Origin of the sequence: Bacteroides sp. M10 (genome assembly GCF_014334015.1) — a bacterium.
Taxonomy (GTDB): Bacteria; Bacteroidota; Bacteroidia; order Bacteroidales; family Bacteroidaceae; genus Bacteroides; species Bacteroides intestinigallinarum.
Genome location: NZ_CP060488.1, coordinates 2,415,076 through 2,431,722 on the forward strand (window position 1 = coordinate 2,415,076; position 16,647 = coordinate 2,431,722).

Genomic DNA, 16,647 nt, shown 5'->3' on the forward strand with positions numbered 1-16,647 from the left:
GTAAGTAAGTTCATTGTTTCTTTCCAAAAGAGTCTTCTAATCGGTTGCGAATCATTAGTGCGGCAATAATACCGGGGAGGGTGCAAATACAAACCCATATAAAGAAATGGGTATATCCGATATGTTCCTGTATCCATCCTGCCGGCATACCCGGAAGCATCATTCCAAGTGCCATGAAACCGGTTCCGATGGCGTAGTGGGCAGTTTTGTGCTCACCCTCCGCAATATAAATCAGATAAAGCATGTAAGCGGTAAAGCCGAAGCCATACCCTAGTTGTTCGATGGCTACGCAACTGGCAATCAGTATTGTATTGTCCGGAGTAGTGGCTGCCATCCACACATATAATAGGTCGGGAATATTGATGGCTAATGCCATGGGTAATATCCACTTCTTGAAACCGTCACGGGAAACGAGAAAACCGCTGATAATTCCTCCCATTAGCAAAGCTATGACACCTATGGTTCCGTAGATCATTCCGACTGTTGCCGTAGATAAAGCCAGTCCTCCTTTTTCAGCGGTATCCAATAGAAAGGGAGAAGCTATTTTGGCTAGCTGCGATTCTCCCAATCGGTAGGTGAGCAGGAAAAAGAACATGAGACCCAGGTGTTTCTTTTTGAAGAAAGTGACAAAAGTCAGGAGAAAGTCTTCTAATAGCTTACCTGCCGTGAGTCCGGGACGTTTGACATCGGAATCGGGATGGGGGAGGATAAAGCGATGGTACAAAGTAAGAGCTAGGAATAATCCAGCCAGGAGGTAAAAAGTGATGCTCCATGCCAGAGGTATATTGCCTTGAGAGGTTTCCAACCATCCTGCCAGCATGACGAGAATTCCTTGCCCAAAAATATTGGCGAGTCGGTAGAATGTGTTTCGGATGCCTACAAAGAAAGATTGTTCCTTGTTGTTGAGGCCGAGCATATAAAAACCGTCTGCTGCGATGTCATGCGTAGCCGAACTGAATGCCAATAACCAAAAGAAAGCAAGAGTGAATTGTACGTAATGTGCCGTTGGGATAAAAAAGGCGATGCCTGCAAATCCGGCGGCGATGAACCCTTGCATGGCGATAATCCAGGAACGTTTCGTTTTTACCAGATCGACGAATGGACTCCATAACGGTTTGATAGTCCAGGGAAGATAAAGCCAGGAAGTGTATAAAGCTATTTCGGTATTGGATAATCCCAGACGTTTGTACATGATGACGGCAATAGTCATTACCGCTACATAAGGCAATCCTTCTGCAAAATAGAGGGTTGGAATCCAACTCCAGGGATTTCTTTTTATAGTGGGTGTTGTCATGGCATTCGTTCGATTTTATTTATATTGTTTTTCAAGTGTACTACCGGGGTAATAGTGGGATAGTATTTCTTCATACTTATAACCTTGTTCTCCCATCACGGCGGCACCGATTTGGCAAAGTCCCACTCCGTGTCCCCAGCCGGCTCCGGTGAGGATAAATCGGGAAGGGAGTTCATTTCCGTACTCCTTGTCTACTACAAAAGCGGAACTGTAAAGATGGGAAGTCGATAGAGTACGGCGTATCTCCAACTCTTTTCCAATGATGAGTGTCCGTAAGGTTCCTACAATCTTTAGCCGGACAAGACGTCCGGATGTTCCCCGTTCTACAGGAATTAAATCAATGATTTGTCCGAAATCAATCCCTGAACGTTGATGAATCAGTTCTGAAAGCTCCTGTTGCGAATAACTGACTTTCCAACGATAGAAGTCTGCTGTTTCCTGATCGTAGTTGTTTAGTACTTGACTTAGGATTTTCTTATCCTGCGTGTTACAGAAAGCAACAGGCGAGGTACGTATCCATTTATCAGCTTCCGTCTCTATGGTCAAATCGGGAAGTTGTTTTTCAGTCTTGCTATCCCGTTGTCTGATTAGATAAGGGTGCTTAACGTTTTCCCAACAATTTTGGAACTCTTCAAAAGCTCCGCCACAACATTTAGAGAAACGGGCATCACAAATCGCTCCTTTATACATCAGTACTTCCCCCCGCGTGGCAGAGACTGCTTCGATGGCTTGTGGTGTTGAGGCTCGTGTAATTCCCTGATAACGTTGGCAATGATCGTCGGCACATACATCGAAATTCTTATGTGCTTCATGGTCATACCATTTTATAAATTGAGAATTGAGAATTGAAAATTGAGAATTGGCCGCGCTGTTTGACGGCATCGTCTTTTTTAATTTATCATTCTCAATTCTCAATTTATTAAGTAACCAGCTTCGGGAAATGACGGCGTGAGCCTTTAGTAATTCTAAAGAAGCTGTTGCGCTCATTTCTGATGAAATTACGCTGGTGAGATATTCTTCAATGGCAATCACATTGATGGCGGTTAGTTGTTCTCCTTCGATGATGATCTTTAATTCCCCTTTGAATTTCTGGATTTCTTTGCGTTCCCAATGGAAGTTGATTCCGATGGTTACATTTTTTAGTTCAAAGAAAGTATGTGTACCTTGTTGGGGAGTGAAAGATAATTCGTCGTACTCTTTTTCTTGCCACCGGATCTTTCCATTCTGATAAATAGCTTTCTGTGTTCCGGCAATTTCCGTCCCGACAGAAGAGATAAATTTTATAGGGAAAGAGAATTCAATCTCTTTCCCGGAAAGAATACCAACTGCTATTTGAGGCTCTGTCATAAGGCGGCTTTAATGCGTTCTATTATTTCTTGTAGTTTTTCTTTAGATATGGATACTTCCTGATAGATATCATATACCTTTTCAGGAGTCAGTTTCTCCATATCCTCTTCACGTACTATAGGGAATATGCCGTTCATTTCAGCAATAGCAGGACTGATGAGAATTTGTTCGTCTCCTTTTGCGTAATAGCAGTCAGGACGATGCTTGCTGCGTAAGAAGATCATACAATTGTAAGGGTGTTCGGCCACTGACTCAAATTCATCGTCGTAGCACTCTCCAAAATCCTCTTTGGTGCGTTCCAGACCATACCAGGCAAGAATATTCATCATCGGTTCTTTTCCGTTATCCTTGGTAGCTAAGATGTCGTAAATCAGATGGAAGGTTTTCGACATTGTTTTCTTATTTTCCGCCTGAATCCTGATGAAACTGCACGGGAAATCTTTATAACTAATTTGCACCTTGTCGTTATCTATTAATTCCATGCGATCGTAATATGCTCCCTGTATACTTTCCTCTTTACTGCAAGCTTGAAAATGGGCATGATCGGGAGCGGAAGCTCCACACTCCGGTCCATTATACAAAAGAAAGTATTCTTCCATTATGTCGGTGAGTTCTAGCATATCTTTAAAACGCCCGGCTATGGATTGCGATGTGTGTTCCTTATCTACAATTGTAAAGTGGTGTTTAAATATGGGATATGGATTAACCAGTATCTGATAATTCCCATAACTGATGAACTCTTGTTCCTGCGGTCGGTTTGTTTGGCAGAGGAAGCAAGGCCGTGAGTGAATAGAGACAGTATCTGTCTGTGCGGCAGCCGAAAGAATGCGCTTCGGATTAAGAAATAACTGCGCACCTAAACATTTGTGACCAAACCATTTAGATATTTTTATTGTTTGTGACTGATACTGTTCCAGTGCTTGGTAATTCTCTTTGGCAAGTTCCCAAGAAAGGGTTTGCTTTTGAAATAACTGTTCGATTTTTTGCTGAAATTTCTCTAAGGTCGTTTCTTTTTGTAGGATGCGCTGTTCCAATTCCCACGTACGAAGTCGGTCTTTATATAGATTATTCTGGTTGATTTTCTCAACAGGCAGTGCGGCATCCGAGTTGCCGTCCCAACGGCGGCAAAGGTAAATCACGTCGTATATTCTGCCTATCTGATAATCGTGTGAAATTTTCAATCCAAGGGCATAATCTTCTCCATAGCTTGTGTTCGGGACTTTGATTTCCCGAAGAATGGGCGTGTAGAATGCACGGGGAGCTCCCAGGCCGTTGATACGTAATGCATTATTTCGTCCGTTGTCGGGCGTCCATTCCTTATGATCGATGATGCCGGGGGCAATTTCCTGCATATCAAAGTTAGTCATCATATAAGTGCCGATTACCATTGCACATTTCTGTTTATAGAAAGTATCAATGATGATTTGCAGACTATGTTCGTCTTTATACACGTCATCGCTATCAAGTTGGACGGCAAACTTTCCGCATTTCTCGTGATGGATGCCTATGTTCCAACATCCGCCTATACCAAGGTCGTCTCTTTCGGGAATGACGTGAATCAACCGCTTGTCCGAACTAAGTTCATGGAGAACTTCACTGGTTCCGTCTGTCGAATGATTGTCGATGACAATGACATTGAACGGAAAGGTCGTTTGCTGGTCCAGTGCCGAGCGTACGGCATCTTTGACTGTGCGAATACGGTTGCGTACGGGTATAATGACAGAAGCTTCATACTCAAAAGTGTGGGAAGAGAAGTCTACGGGACGGAAGATAGGATAAAGATATCCGCCAATTTCCTTCAAATGGTTGGTGCATGCCTGTTCCATTTCAATCTGTACCTGACGGTTTTTAGGGTCTACATAATCGAACTGCTTCTCACCGCTTTTCCGCTTGTCGCTTTCTACTTCGGTATATAGATATTCGTTGATATGTACCAGTTTGCTCTTTTGGGATATTTTGAGTCTCAAATCATACAAGCCTGCATATTGATATTCCTCTTCCGTATTTTCTATAACTTCCTTGAATGCGTTGGCATTGAACAGTAATACCGAGCCGAAATTGAAGTCGTCACGCAGGCTGCCGGGTTGGTAATCAATGACCGGAGCAGGTTTTTGCACACCGTCCATCTGTTGGTAATGGTCTGCATATGCCATGCCAGCATGGGTCATTTCCATTACTTGAACCATTCTTTCAAGAGCGAACATGCCTATTTTTAGTGCGGTGCGTTTGGTATAAAGTAAAGTATATGCTTTATCAGAATGTTCTGCAATAGCCCGCATCGCTTGTGTAGACTGCATTTTCTCTACAGAAATGAGTTCGCATCCGGGAATACAGACATTGGTAATTGGTGATGCCAATAAATAAATTTTGTCTACCAGCGTCGATGCACGTAACTCCTTAACTGTTTGCACAGTTTCTTCCAACCGGCTGAAAGGAAGAAAACAGTTGATTGTTGTTTTCATTATTTTACTTCTTGTTTTGTAGTATGAGTTGTGTAAGATGTTTCTTTGTCTTGTCTTTTGATGAACAAACAAAGTCCAAGGAATGTGAACAGGGCATTGATTATCAACAACTCGTAACTAATTTGGTAACCGTTGAACCATGCTTCCGAATTTCTTTGTAGGATATAGCAAAGAATAGGAGAAGCGATAGCTACCAACGGAATATATTTATCATAAACTTGTTTCTTGGTGAAGATGCCGAAAGCGAACAGCCCTAAGATAGGACCATACGTATAACTGGCCAGTGTGTAAATCGCATCAATCACACTGGTGTTGTTCAGCAAATTGAATACGAAAATGACTGCCCCCATCACAACTGCCATACCGATATGTACATGTTTGCGTATCTTGCTAAGTGCCGCATCTCCTTTTCTCTGTGCATGTAAAATATCTACGGTGAAAGAAGTAGTCAGTGCTGTCAAGGCAGAACCCGCCGCAGAATAGGCGGAGGCTATCAGCCCGATAATGAATAATATTCCGACTATGCCGGGAAAATAATTTCCGGTAGCGATCATCGGAAATAACTCATCGCTTTTTCCCGGATTCTCGATGCCTTGCTGTGCTGTAAACGTATATAGGAGTACTCCCAGCATCAGAAAAAGCAGAATAACAAAGAACTGTGAGATTCCACTGGTAATCATATTCTTCTGCGAATCCCGGAAGTTTTTGCAGCTAAGGTTGCGCTGCATCATATCCTGGTCGAGTCCGTTCATGGCAATAACGGTGAATACACCTGCCAGGAATTGCTTGAAGAAATATCGCTTGTCATTGACATCGTCAAAAAAGAATGTCTTGGAAAAGTCACTATCTGAAATCGTACTAACCAGACCACTGAAATTCAGATGCAGACTGGAAGCAATATAATAGATGCAAAGTACAACCGACACTACGAGGCAGAATGTTTTTAGAACATCCGTCCATATCAATGATTTCACTCCACCACGGAAAGTGTAAAGCCATACGATAAATACCGTAAGGATCACATTCAACAGGAATGGAAGATGGAAAGGTTCGAAGATAAGAAACTGCAATGTCAGACATACGAGAAAGAGCCGAACGGCTGCCCCTAACATCTTTGAAATGAAAAAGAACCATGCTCCCGTCTGGTAGGAGGAGCTTCCGAACCTGTTCTCCAGATATTCATAAATGGAAACCAGGTTCATACGATAAAAGAGAGGAACGAGTACAAATGCAATGATAATTTGTCCTACTATGAATCCTAGCACCATCTGCAGGTAAGAAAAGCTGCTTGCCTGTACCATGCCCGGAACGGAAACGAAAGTGACTCCGGAAATGGTGGAACCGATCATGGCAAAGGCAACGATATACCAGGCTGATTTACGGTTTCCTACAAAGAATCCTTCATTGTCGGCTTTGCGTCCTGCTATATAAGAGATAGTGAACAGGATGATAAAGTATGCCACAATAGTAATAGATATAACGGCTGGACTCATATCTGCTGTTTAAATTCGTTTGAGGATGAATATCCGGAACTTGTTTACTTTGCCTACAAATGTAGGGAATTTATCATAGATATGCATACTCTTACATATCTTTTATTCCGGGTGTGCCTCCGGTCGCATGTTTTGATGAATGCCAATTCTTATTGAGAGAGGATAACTCCGGGGATTTCTTTTCGAGTGAAACGCCGGTTGTCTTTTCTGATGTATGCATCTCATCTCTGAAACAGCAGGTGTCAAAAGTATGCCCTGCTGCTGTCTCTTTACTGCTTGAAAGTGCCAGATAACCTCCATCATTGCTTAAAGCGGGGAAGTTGGGTATCGTAACCAGAGTTTCTCCTCCGACTTTATGCTTTTGAACTACCTTGTTGAAGTATTTGGTGAAACAAAGATACCCTTTGGACGGAATATTAAGAGGGATGGAAGCATCCTCCTTTTGAAGGGTAGTAGTACTGTATATTGTACCATCTTTATACATCTTATATAGATAGAGGGCTGGTACGCTGATTGTTGTTTCGGTCGGATTATAGATTTCTATATATTCTGCGCCATCACTCGCATTATCATACATTATTTCATTGAAAAGAAGCATGCCTCTCACATCTTCCGGTAATTCGGGTGTATTCGGATTATCCGGTATATCTGTTCCGGGTTCTTCAGGTGTTCCGTCGGGCGTGGTGGTCGTTTCTGCGTCATTAGACAATCGTATGTGGTGAAATGTGAATCCTTTGCAACGAGTTTTGGTATAGATGCAGTATATACCGCAGCAGAAGGAAGCTGGTATCTCTATATTTTTCACTTGCTTCTCTTTTACATATTCATTCTCGGATTCGAGACGTGTCCAAAAGGTCCAGTAACCGTTATTGTCACATTCTACTTTGACAGATAGCTTCGGTGAATTATTACCTTTCATCAGTTCTCTGCCTGAAGCCAGTAATTTGGAACCGTCTTCATTTTGGCGGTAAAGAGCTACATTATCTTTGGAGCCTCCTATCTGAATATAATAACCGTTTAGTTTACCGGAAAGCACATTGGAGGAAGAGGTTAGATAAAACCGTGCATAATTGTTGGCGGAAGGATTGAAGGTGAGGTGAACTCCAAATTCCCAACGGGTATTCTTCACCGAAGTGGACGGTATAGTGATATAAGCTGTTCCGGCATCTTCTTGTGGATCATTCAGATGAACTCCTTCTTTAGAATTGATGGTGAACTTATCAGTTTCTCCTTCCCAGGGAAGTTCGGAAGTAGCTGTGTCTTCTCCTTCTGAATCTCCTTTTTCTTCGTCATCAGCAGGAAGTGAACAATGATAGAATAACATCATAAAGAGACTAAGGAAAGCAAATGCTTTGTAAACTTTCATACGGTTTTGATTTTTAGTTTTTATTTTACCGTATTTGTTTGTGTATAATGCAGAAGCAATTGCGGTCTGAATATTTGAATGAGTGGGCAAAGATAAACCTTCTTGCCGGAAAAAGCTTATACTTACAGAAGAAAAGATTGTAATTCTTTTTGTTTTCTATAAATGCATGGGAAGAAAACAGTAAGGGACTATCCAAAGTCATATTTAATAGATTGACTTTTGATAGTCCCTTGCAACTGTTACATTCAATATGGGAATACTATTCGAAACGTGGCATTACATATTTATCAGTATAAGATGTGAAAGTAATACCGGGCATGGAATGAGTAGACGATGCATTCTCTAATTTTTTAATCAATGAATAATCGTCAGCATTCAATGCATAATAATTATCAGAGGTTGGAGTAGTTACACGTACCGTCCAATCGAACATATTACCGATGATGGTTAATGCATCCGTTTCGGGATTGAATACAGGAATTCCTGTTTTCACTACTTCGTATGTCCGGTTCTGCAGTACGTAGAAAGCATTGTTGACATCGGTCATGAACGCAAGTGTTTTCTTGTTTCTGAACTCTGTCAGATACAGATGTTCCAGTGTCAATCCTTCGGGCAAGGTGATGGCACGAACATACGGACGCCCTTTCACCTGTTTCAGATGAAACAGCCGGCGGTCGGCATCCAATAGAAGATAACCTTCGTCATACTCTTTTTTCACCGTAGGATTTCCTACGATCTCCGTTGCCGGGAAACGAAACTCCTTTTTAGTCATAGCTTCGGTAAACTGAAGACTCTTGTCTTCCTTTACGCTGTTGGAGGCCATGTCGATAAATTCAATTCCTTTGGAGGTGATGCGGAATACGTCATCCGGCATTTTCAGGTCTACACGTCCTGACATGGATTCCATCAGAGGATAAAGTCCGATAGAAGGCGCATTGATATCCGAAGGAACACTACGGAAGTTGAAGTTCTCCGTCTGTACCATTTTAGGAGTTACTGCTATCCCTTTAATAGTATCCGGAAAACGCTCATCGGACATCAACTGACGAAAATAAAACATAGGCAGGATACTGTCGAAAGCTGCTTCCGAATAAATATTACCTGCCAGGTCGCGACGCACACTTCCTTTTCCCTCTTCCTGTCCCATCTGTGCGAAATCGCCAATTACGAAACTGTACAGGGTAAAGGGAGTCTTCTCCGGCTTTACGACAAAGAAATTGTAACACCAGGGCAACTGCCAAAGAAGCAGAAAAGCGATGGTTACATATAATAATATAGTACTGAAACGTCTCATTACTCAATCTTTTAATTTTTAGTCTTTAATTTTTAATTGTTCCTAGTCCTGCTTTCCGGCCTTAAATCGTACGATAGAAAGCCACGAGAAAGAAGCTGTCAACAAAGTATAAACCACTAAATAAGGGAGGAACTTGTTATATGCTTCCGGTGTGGGCGACAGAAAGAAGATTCGGAGTAATAATACTGCGATAATGAGATTCAGAATACGACGTTTCCATGCCGGTTCGAGGCAGATCCATGCCACAAGCAGGTAGCCGGAAATCCCGGCAAGATACCACGTTAAAGCGGTGAGCAATATGTGGTTCTTCAGTTCATGGGCAAGTATTCCGTTCAGGTATACTTCCATCAACAGAAAATTGGAAGCGAAGCAGACAAATAGCAACACTAATCCCGAAAGTAGCATATTACCTGTCATCTTCAATTCCGGATAAGGCAGATGGAGAGTCAGTTTCAGGCATTTGCGCTGCATTTCGGGAACAAACTGCACAATAGCCATCAAAATTCCCGCAATCAGAGGGATATATTGCAACATATCAATGAAGATGACATCTCGTTGCAGCATCACTTCCCACACATGAGCAGCCCCTTTCATTTCTACCACCCGGTTGATGCGGAGCATACAGTAGCCTGTAAAACCAAGTGTGGCGAGCACGGCAAGTAGAAAATACCACCGTGTCTTTATCCATTCTTTATAAAATATAGCGTACATTGTTTTTATCAATTATCAACGATTCTAGTATTTGCCTGTCAGGCCGATAAATGCATCTTCCAGATTCACCTGTTCACTATGAAAATTAGTGTAGGGTACTGACATGGATTTCAGTTTTGCTTCTGTTTCTGCCGGTTGAAGGAAGGAGAAAGTCTCCAACTGGTTCCGCATGACAGAAGGATGATAGAAATCATCGGATGCGGGAAGTTCGTAGCCTTCAGGAATAGTGAAGGTGTAGCGACGTCCTTTTTCTAATAGTTCGGCGATTGGTTTCTGAATCAGTATCTTTCCGTAGTCCATGATGATGCAGTCGTCAACAAGCCGTTCCATGTCCTGAATGATATGCGAGGTCAGAAAGACGGTTTTTCCTTCTGAACGGGCATAGTCGCGGAGGTAGTCGACAAACAGGCGACGATAGCCGGGATCGAGTCCGAGAGAGAAATCATCCAGTACGAGAAGTTCCGGGTTCTGTGCGAGAATCAGTCCGAGGGCTACTTGTGAACGTTGTCCGCAGGACATGCGCGAGATACGTTGACCGGTGGCTACTTTCAATTTATTCATCAGTTCGTAGTAGGCTTCCTTTTTCCATTGACCGGGGTAGAAAACTGCGTAGAATTTCTCTATCTCGGTGATGGTCATGAATTGGTATTGCACATGACCTTCGATGAGCAGTCCGATATTACGACGCAGAGCCGGTGCCATTGTCTGTATCTCCTGTCCGAAGATGCGACATTCTCCCGAACGGGGTTTCAGATAACCGCTCAAGATATTGATAGTGGTGGTCTTGCCCGTACCGTTCTTTCCCAACAGTCCCAGGATGCGTCCTTTGGGTACTGTGAAGCTAAGATTTTCGTAAATCAACCGTTTGCCGTAATAGTGCGTCAGGTTGTTACATTCGATAATATGTTCCATTTGATTTTATCTGTTATTCTATTCAAAAGAAGAAAAGGAAAAGAATGGGAATCAAGATTCCGACAATTAGTTCGATTCCTCCTCTGCCGATAATACCCTTATTTCCTTTCAGCATGATGATGCCGGAGAGAGTAATGATAATAAGAGCGATAGCGAAAATATCAGCAAAGTAAGTCCACCATTGTCCCGGGTTGTAATGTAAGCGGGACATTGCTCCGATAAGCGGACGGTGGGTGACGGATTCATATACCGCTTCCCCTGTCTTCACATCTACCAGGAGGTTGGAGCCGCCTTTCAGGAATACTTTCATTACGTCCGTTTTCGGGAAGTAATGTTTGGTATAGTTGCCGCTTTCTCCTAATGGTTCCAGGAGGGTGAGCACTTTCTCCTTATTCATTCCTGCTTTATCCGGTAGCTTTTCTGCTATCTTATACTCTTTCCGTGTGATGGAGAAGTTCGGGTTAATCGTGTCACGGTGATTCATTACAATTCCGGAAATGGCATATATCAATACCATTCCGGAAAAGAAAAATGATAGGTCACGGTGTATGAGTCGACTCCACTTACGGATGTTACTACTCCACTTCATACGAGTTAGCTTCCATGAAATAGAAAGATAAATACTCTTTTCCTGTTTCTGCCTTGCGGTCGGCTATTTTGGCACGGAAATCTGCAATGCGGGCTTCGGGACTGTTGGCTGTTTCGCCACGTGCTTTCTTTTCAGAGTCGCATCCGGCTTCACCGGTTCCGTGTTTCTCGGCAGCCTGTGCTTTGAGTTGTGCTTCCCAGTTCTGGAGGTAGGCTTCGTCAATGCGTTGTTCTTTCAGTGTTCCGGTAACACGAACGATAGAGTTTACACATTTAGGATCGAATGCTCCCAAGGTTCCTGCTTCTACACGGATCACTTGGGTATCGTCGCTACCCATCAGGAAGATTTTCTTTGCTCCATGTTTGCAGGTGTGTGTGCAGACGCCTTCAATGGTTACTTCTTGTCCTGCAAGGCTTTCGGCATTGGCAAGGAGAGAGTCGATTTCCAAAGCGGAAGATGCAGACTGTTCTGTAGTTGCTTCTGATGCGCTTTTCTGTTGTTTGTTACCACATGAAGTTCCGATAAAAGTCATTGCCACGATGGCAATTGCGATTGTTAGCTTTTTTGTTTTCATTGTTCTTGCTTCGTTTTTATATAGTTTGTAATCTGTTTATCGTTTGTTTATAGCTTATCATAGCTCGCCTTACGGGCGAGGAGTCTTAACCTTACTTGAGACTTTGAGTTTCATGCCGGGAAACTGTTGTTTCCTCACCGAGAAACTGTTGTTTCCCCGTAGGGGAACTAAAGGTTTCCCGGTGTGAAACAAATGTTAGCCCTTTAGTTGCCGGCTTGATCCCTTACGCAACGAACTTGCATACCGGCTTTAATGCTGACATAAGATAATGATAATCTGCCTTCCGGATACTTGGTTGCATTGATTGTACTCATTAATCCAAAGAACTGTATATTGGTAAGTACTCCGCTAGTGCTATTGTATATAGGTTTGTAGGCAGTCGAAGTCATATAATAATTCATTGCCGGTTTTCCATGCCATGCAGCTTGAATATTGGCATCATCCGCTATCGCAGTTTTTTGATAACTGCCGGCACCAGTAAGACTTGTTGCCATACGAACACCAGAGAATTGGTAATTGAATTCTGCATCATTCAGTGCTGATATTTTGGCGCCATCATAAGTTGCATCATAAAAAAGAGCTTTATCACCATCAGCCGGTACTTTGCCATCGACATCATTTGTAGTCTTTCCTACCAGATTAAAGTACTCCAGACGTGTCGGTATGTGCCATCCTTTCGGGCAGATTCCTTGTGCTCCTTCAAAGGAGGTCAGATTACTTTCTGTGATTTCCTTACCACCCAGTGCAGCTTGGAAATCATATAGATAACCTAATTCTTTTATGGCACTTTCTTTGGTTGTAGCTACGGTTGCACCGTCGGCTGTAATTTCATACGGATACCAAACATGGCTATCAGCAGTTGGATCGGTAGACGGTGTCAGTCCTTTCGGTAAGTAAATAAGTGGTTCAGCCATCCATGTCGTACCGTTTGAGAGAGTTACAGTCTTATATTTCACATTGTCATACAGGAAATAGTTCTGATCGAGATGTTCCTCGAAAGAAATCTCATTATCAGCTCCGATTTCGCCCTCATCTGTCCAATTTTCAATGTCACCACTAAGTTTGACTTCTATATCGTCAGGTAACACGCGAATGTTCACACTGTATTGTCCTCCTTGTGCCAAAGTGGTAGACGTGAGCTTCTGTGACAAGGTTTTGCCGTCAGATGTGGCTACTTCAAGCGTCAAGGCTACTGTTTGGGGAACGATAATAGCGCGGTATGTCTCATTGGCTTTAATGGCTTGTGCAACAATGCTTGTAGCAGAGGCGTTTGCATCAGCAGTCACTGTGAGAGCACTCAAATCAAGAGTTGCAGTCGGGATAGAACCTTTCAATGCAATGGACGAGATGTTAGCTTCTACTTCCTTTGTTACATTAATTACTAATTTAGTAAACATGTGTTTGAAGTTCATGCTTATAACGTTGGTAGTCGGAAGTACATCCGATTTCTTTGCTGCCATAAAATCTGATGCTCCGTATCCGGTAGTCTGATCGGTTTCTACAGTAAATGAAGCCGGAGTATTGCCCTCTTTATAGGGATAATAGGCTACTATTTGCGATTTGTCATTTCCTTCCGGGTACCAGAGTAAATCACCTGCAAATATTCCGTTACTATATGTCATCTGCTTATTCTCTGCATATACGAAGTCACCGTTTTGGGTGATTGTAACACCGATTTTATCTCCGGTCTCAAAGTTAACTTCCGTAGCACGTGTAATAATAGGAGAGATAGTAATGCGACTGTTTGCAGGAGTCGTAGCTTCGTTCTCCTCTTGTTGGCAAGATACCAAAAGTGCTGCTGCGAAGATAAATGTCAAACTCTTTTTCATTGCTTCATAATTTAGTTTATATATATTCATTGTTATCAAAAAGTATATCCTAATTTGACAGTCTCATTCCAACGGTTCGAACCATCTATATATTGCAGGTTGAAACCGTGCGTATAACTGCCCTGTACTTCCGCATAAATTCTATAGTTGAAATGATAGCGCAATCCGAGATGAAATGTCGCTTGTGGGGCAGTTGCATATTCATTTTTCAGATGGTAATAATCAGTCAGTCGATGAGGCGGATCACCCGGTTCCGTATCTGTTGCCGTAGCCCTGTTTTTCTCGGTAAAGTTTCCTATGGCAAAGGATGCAGCCGCTTTCAGGTCGAGTTTCCCCAGATGAAATACACCGGAGATATAAGTCTGGCTACAAATCATCTTTTCCGAAGCCACATAAGGATACATCTGTGTGGTCAGTCGTCTGAATGTTGATATATTCGTTCCCAGGCGAAGTTCCGTGCGGGGACTAATCCATTCATATTCGGGATGGACGGAGAAAACATCCTGCTCAGAAATACGATTGAAACCGTGTACGTGAGTGGTCGTTATCCCGTTTACCGTTTCTTTGGTTATCACATTCTCGTTGTTGACCAGATGTGACCATTGCAGGTTCAGTCGCAGAAAATGCTCTATCTTTCCCTGTTTGAAATGATAACTCAAATGAGAAGTAATCCGGTGGGTTGGAAATTTAAACCAGATAGCATCTCTTTCACCGGCAGAACCAGAAGAATACGTGTATTCAACATCTCCGTAAAATCCTTTCCATTGAAACTGCAAAGCTCCCCCGTTCGACAATTCTTTGAGGGGGAAACCGTTGACGCCCGATTCACTAAGATGGATTCCACTCCCGTCCCATGCCTCGTAAGCTCCATACATAAGTCCTTTATCGAGAAAAGCATTGTAAGAGTTTTCGGCTGTACCGATGACTTCTGCTTTCACTGATTCGCTATTTTTACCGAGAATATAGGAAAAGCCGATCGCCATATCTCCCGAATGATACATGACGCTGGGGGCTACTTTCAAATCCAGTCGGTAATTGGTATGCCGCAAGTCTTTTCGTTTGGAATAGTTGGAAGCGGCAAAGTCAATCTTTCCTCCTAATCGCCAGTTGGGTGAAATATCAGTTGCAATACCACCCATAAAAGCGTAGGTTTGCAAGTCTTTGCGTCCGGGCGTGAACTCCAGGAGGTCTACGGGATAAAATCCCGGGTGGATGAACATCGAACCGCTCATATCCTTGCCTGAAGTATGGTCGAAGGAGAATGAACCTGTCAGTGAATAACCTTTCAGATGAGTGATGGACTTTGCTACCGCTCCGGCACTCCATGCTTCTTTTGCTTCGTAATAGTTGCGGAAATCACCGTGGTTATTCTTTCCGTACAGTTCGGCATAGGAAGCAGAAATACTGTCCATCATGATACCGGTGACATTTGCCCCGGCATTCCAGGAGTTACGCCGTTCGATGATGTCATAAGTCTGCGCCGAAACTCCGGACGTCAGACATAGGATCCAAAGACCTGTTATATATATTTTCTTCATCTCACTCATGCAAAGATTGTTTTTCCCGTTCATAAAAATCGGTAGAAGAGTTGTTTGTATCTACCAGTACTTCGTAACCCGCTTCCTGTGTCGCTTCTTCATCCACATGACGGTATAAACTGCGTCCGTTGTATGTGGCACTTTGAGTGACATATCCCGCATCGATGGATGGAGAAATACGCTTTTTATTGTTGGAGGAACCGCCATAATATACTTCCGTGCCATCAATCACCCAGTCAAGTGGTACCGCTATCACCTGATCCGTAGTGCTTCCTGGTTTTTGTATGATGCTTCCCTCTTTAAGGACGAAGTCCTGTATCGTGGTATCCTTGGCTTTAAAAATAACCGCGGCAGGAGAAAATATCGAGAATGAATAGGCGTTCGCCTGTCCTATCTTCCGTACAACGTTCAGGTAATGATCCGGTGTGATCTGGTCGCCCGGAGCCGGATGATACTGTGTGTTCGGGAAATAAACATTATTATAGCATACAAAATATCCGGGTTTGTTCAGGTTGACAGATTGCGGATATTGTGCCGCATGGTCAACCGCTCCGTTGATGGCAATCACTGCATCTTCTCCCGGCTGAAGCGGGAACGTTTTACCGGTACCGCCAAATTGCCAGATGCACTGAACGATGGGAGCGAAGTCCTTGAAGATGGTTGCTCCGGTTGCTTCATCCTGTGTCACCCATACATTAGTGGCTTGTGAATTGTAAGGGTCGAGTGCTCCGAAGCATAAACTATCCAGATATTGCACTTCCGAGTCGTTATTATGCAGGATAATGTACTTGTCGGACTGATAATTTCCTTCCAGCGGTAACTTTGTGCATCCTCCGCAGTAAATCTCTTTAATAATGATCGTCCCGGCCTTGGAATGAATGAGCGGGAGATTAAGAGACATGTCTCCGCTGGTAAGTTTGACATTATCAGCTAATCCGTTGAAAATATCCTTTCCGTCTTTGTCGCTGACTTGTACGCGGTATATGCCTTTGGTCAAAGAGAATTGTGCGACTCCATTCTTGTCGGTTTTAGCCTTGTAAGAATTCCCACGGTCGACATCTTCAATCTTTACGGTCACTCCTTCCCGGAGATGATCCGTGTATCCGTCCGGATATACGGCAGTAACCTGCAGGCTGTGCAATTGGTTGTCATACGGATTCTCTTTATCGATATCCGTGCATCCTGCAAAGATGCCGGTCACTGTTAGTAATAATATGTAGATGGATTGCTTCATATAG

General features: G+C 43.1%; 13 protein-coding genes. All 13 read right to left on the reverse strand.

Annotated elements, in window-relative coordinates:
• Positions 1-10: 10 nt before the first annotated feature.
• A complete protein-coding gene (locus H8796_RS08575) occupies positions 11-1,294 on the reverse strand; it encodes an MFS transporter (protein WP_117935428.1) in 1,284 nt (427 codons plus the stop codon).
• A 15-nt stretch (positions 1,295-1,309) separates the two neighbouring features.
• Positions 1,310-2,641: a SpoIID/LytB domain-containing protein gene (locus H8796_RS08580; protein WP_117935430.1), complete on the reverse strand. Its 1,332-nt coding sequence runs from the start codon at positions 2,639-2,641 to the stop codon at positions 1,310-1,312.
• On the reverse strand, positions 2,638-5,103 hold the full coding sequence (locus H8796_RS08585; protein WP_117935432.1) for a DUF4922 domain-containing protein: 2,466 nt from the start codon (positions 5,101-5,103) through the stop codon (positions 2,638-2,640). Before H8796_RS08585 ends, H8796_RS08580 begins: the two co-directional genes overlap by 4 nt.
• Positions 5,103-6,596 carry a sodium:solute symporter gene (locus H8796_RS08590; protein WP_117935434.1) on the reverse strand — a complete coding sequence of 498 codons (1,494 nt, stop codon included), beginning with the start codon at positions 6,594-6,596 and terminating at the stop codon, positions 5,103-5,105. The genes H8796_RS08585 and H8796_RS08590 overlap by 1 nt, the downstream gene beginning before the upstream one ends.
• A 91-nt stretch (positions 6,597-6,687) precedes the next feature.
• Positions 6,688-7,962 (reverse strand): lamin tail domain-containing protein, encoded by a 1,275-nt coding sequence (locus H8796_RS08595; protein ID WP_117935591.1) that lies wholly within the window; start codon positions 7,960-7,962, stop codon positions 6,688-6,690.
• Positions 7,963-8,221: 259 nt separating this feature from the next.
• Positions 8,222-9,256: a DUF4857 domain-containing protein gene (locus tag H8796_RS08600; protein ID WP_117935436.1), complete on the reverse strand. Its 1,035-nt coding sequence runs from the start codon at positions 9,254-9,256 to the stop codon at positions 8,222-8,224.
• A gap of 42 nt (positions 9,257-9,298) precedes the next feature.
• On the reverse strand, positions 9,299-9,967 hold the full coding sequence (locus H8796_RS08605; RefSeq protein WP_117935438.1) for a hypothetical protein: 669 nt from the start codon (positions 9,965-9,967) through the stop codon (positions 9,299-9,301).
• Between the two features lie 24 nt (positions 9,968-9,991).
• Entirely contained in the window at positions 9,992-10,879 is an 888-nt protein-coding gene (locus H8796_RS08610) for an ABC transporter ATP-binding protein (protein WP_117935440.1), read from the reverse strand.
• Between the two features lie 22 nt (positions 10,880-10,901).
• Entirely contained in the window at positions 10,902-11,468 is a 567-nt protein-coding gene (locus H8796_RS08615) for a PepSY-associated TM helix domain-containing protein (RefSeq protein ID WP_117935442.1), read from the reverse strand.
• On the reverse strand, positions 11,455-12,042 hold the full coding sequence (locus H8796_RS08620) for a hypothetical protein (RefSeq protein ID WP_004322225.1): 588 nt from the start codon (positions 12,040-12,042) through the stop codon (positions 11,455-11,457). The genes H8796_RS08615 and H8796_RS08620 overlap by 14 nt, the downstream gene beginning before the upstream one ends.
• Positions 12,043-12,245: 203 nt before the next feature.
• The gene (locus tag H8796_RS08625) at positions 12,246-13,871 is read right to left on the reverse strand and encodes a fimbrillin family protein (RefSeq protein ID WP_117935592.1); all 1,626 of its coding nucleotides are present in this window, start codon (positions 13,869-13,871) and stop codon (positions 12,246-12,248) included.
• Positions 13,872-13,906: 35 nt separating this feature from the next.
• Positions 13,907-15,418: a DUF6850 family outer membrane beta-barrel protein gene (locus H8796_RS08630; RefSeq protein ID WP_117935444.1), complete on the reverse strand. Its 1,512-nt coding sequence runs from the start codon at positions 15,416-15,418 to the stop codon at positions 13,907-13,909.
• Positions 15,411-16,643 carry a DUF4876 domain-containing protein gene (locus H8796_RS08635; protein ID WP_117935446.1) on the reverse strand — a complete coding sequence of 411 codons (1,233 nt, stop codon included), beginning with the start codon at positions 16,641-16,643 and terminating at the stop codon, positions 15,411-15,413. Before H8796_RS08635 ends, H8796_RS08630 begins: the two co-directional genes overlap by 8 nt.
• Between the last annotated feature and the right edge of the window lie 4 nt (positions 16,644-16,647).

Excerpts from the sequence above, each read along its gene's own strand:
- H8796_RS08575 (WP_117935428.1), bottom strand. The coding sequence starts at position 1,294 with ATGACAACACCCACTATAAAAAGAAATCCCTGGAGTTGGATTCCAACC.
- H8796_RS08580 (WP_117935430.1), bottom strand. The coding sequence starts at position 2,641 with ATGACAGAGCCTCAAATAGCAGTTGGTATTCTTTCCGGGAAAGAGATT.
- H8796_RS08585 (WP_117935432.1), bottom strand. The coding sequence starts at position 5,103 with ATGAAAACAACAATCAACTGTTTTCTTCCTTTCAGCCGGTTGGAAGAA.
- H8796_RS08590 (WP_117935434.1), bottom strand. The coding sequence starts at position 6,596 with ATGAGTCCAGCCGTTATATCTATTACTATTGTGGCATACTTTATCATC.
- H8796_RS08595 (WP_117935591.1), bottom strand. The coding sequence starts at position 7,962 with ATGAAAGTTTACAAAGCATTTGCTTTCCTTAGTCTCTTTATGATGTTA.
- H8796_RS08600 (WP_117935436.1), bottom strand. The coding sequence starts at position 9,256 with ATGAGACGTTTCAGTACTATATTATTATATGTAACCATCGCTTTTCTG.
- H8796_RS08605 (WP_117935438.1), bottom strand. The coding sequence starts at position 9,967 with ATGTACGCTATATTTTATAAAGAATGGATAAAGACACGGTGGTATTTT.
- H8796_RS08610 (WP_117935440.1), bottom strand. The coding sequence starts at position 10,879 with ATGGAACATATTATCGAATGTAACAACCTGACGCACTATTACGGCAAA.
- H8796_RS08615 (WP_117935442.1), bottom strand. The coding sequence starts at position 11,468 with ATGAAGTGGAGTAGTAACATCCGTAAGTGGAGTCGACTCATACACCGT.
- H8796_RS08620 (WP_004322225.1), bottom strand. The coding sequence starts at position 12,042 with ATGAAAACAAAAAAGCTAACAATCGCAATTGCCATCGTGGCAATGACT.
- H8796_RS08625 (WP_117935592.1), bottom strand. The coding sequence starts at position 13,871 with ATGAAAAAGAGTTTGACATTTATCTTCGCAGCAGCACTTTTGGTATCT.
- H8796_RS08630 (WP_117935444.1), bottom strand. The coding sequence starts at position 15,418 with ATGAGTGAGATGAAGAAAATATATATAACAGGTCTTTGGATCCTATGT.
- H8796_RS08635 (WP_117935446.1), bottom strand. The coding sequence starts at position 16,643 with ATGAAGCAATCCATCTACATATTATTACTAACAGTGACCGGCATCTTT.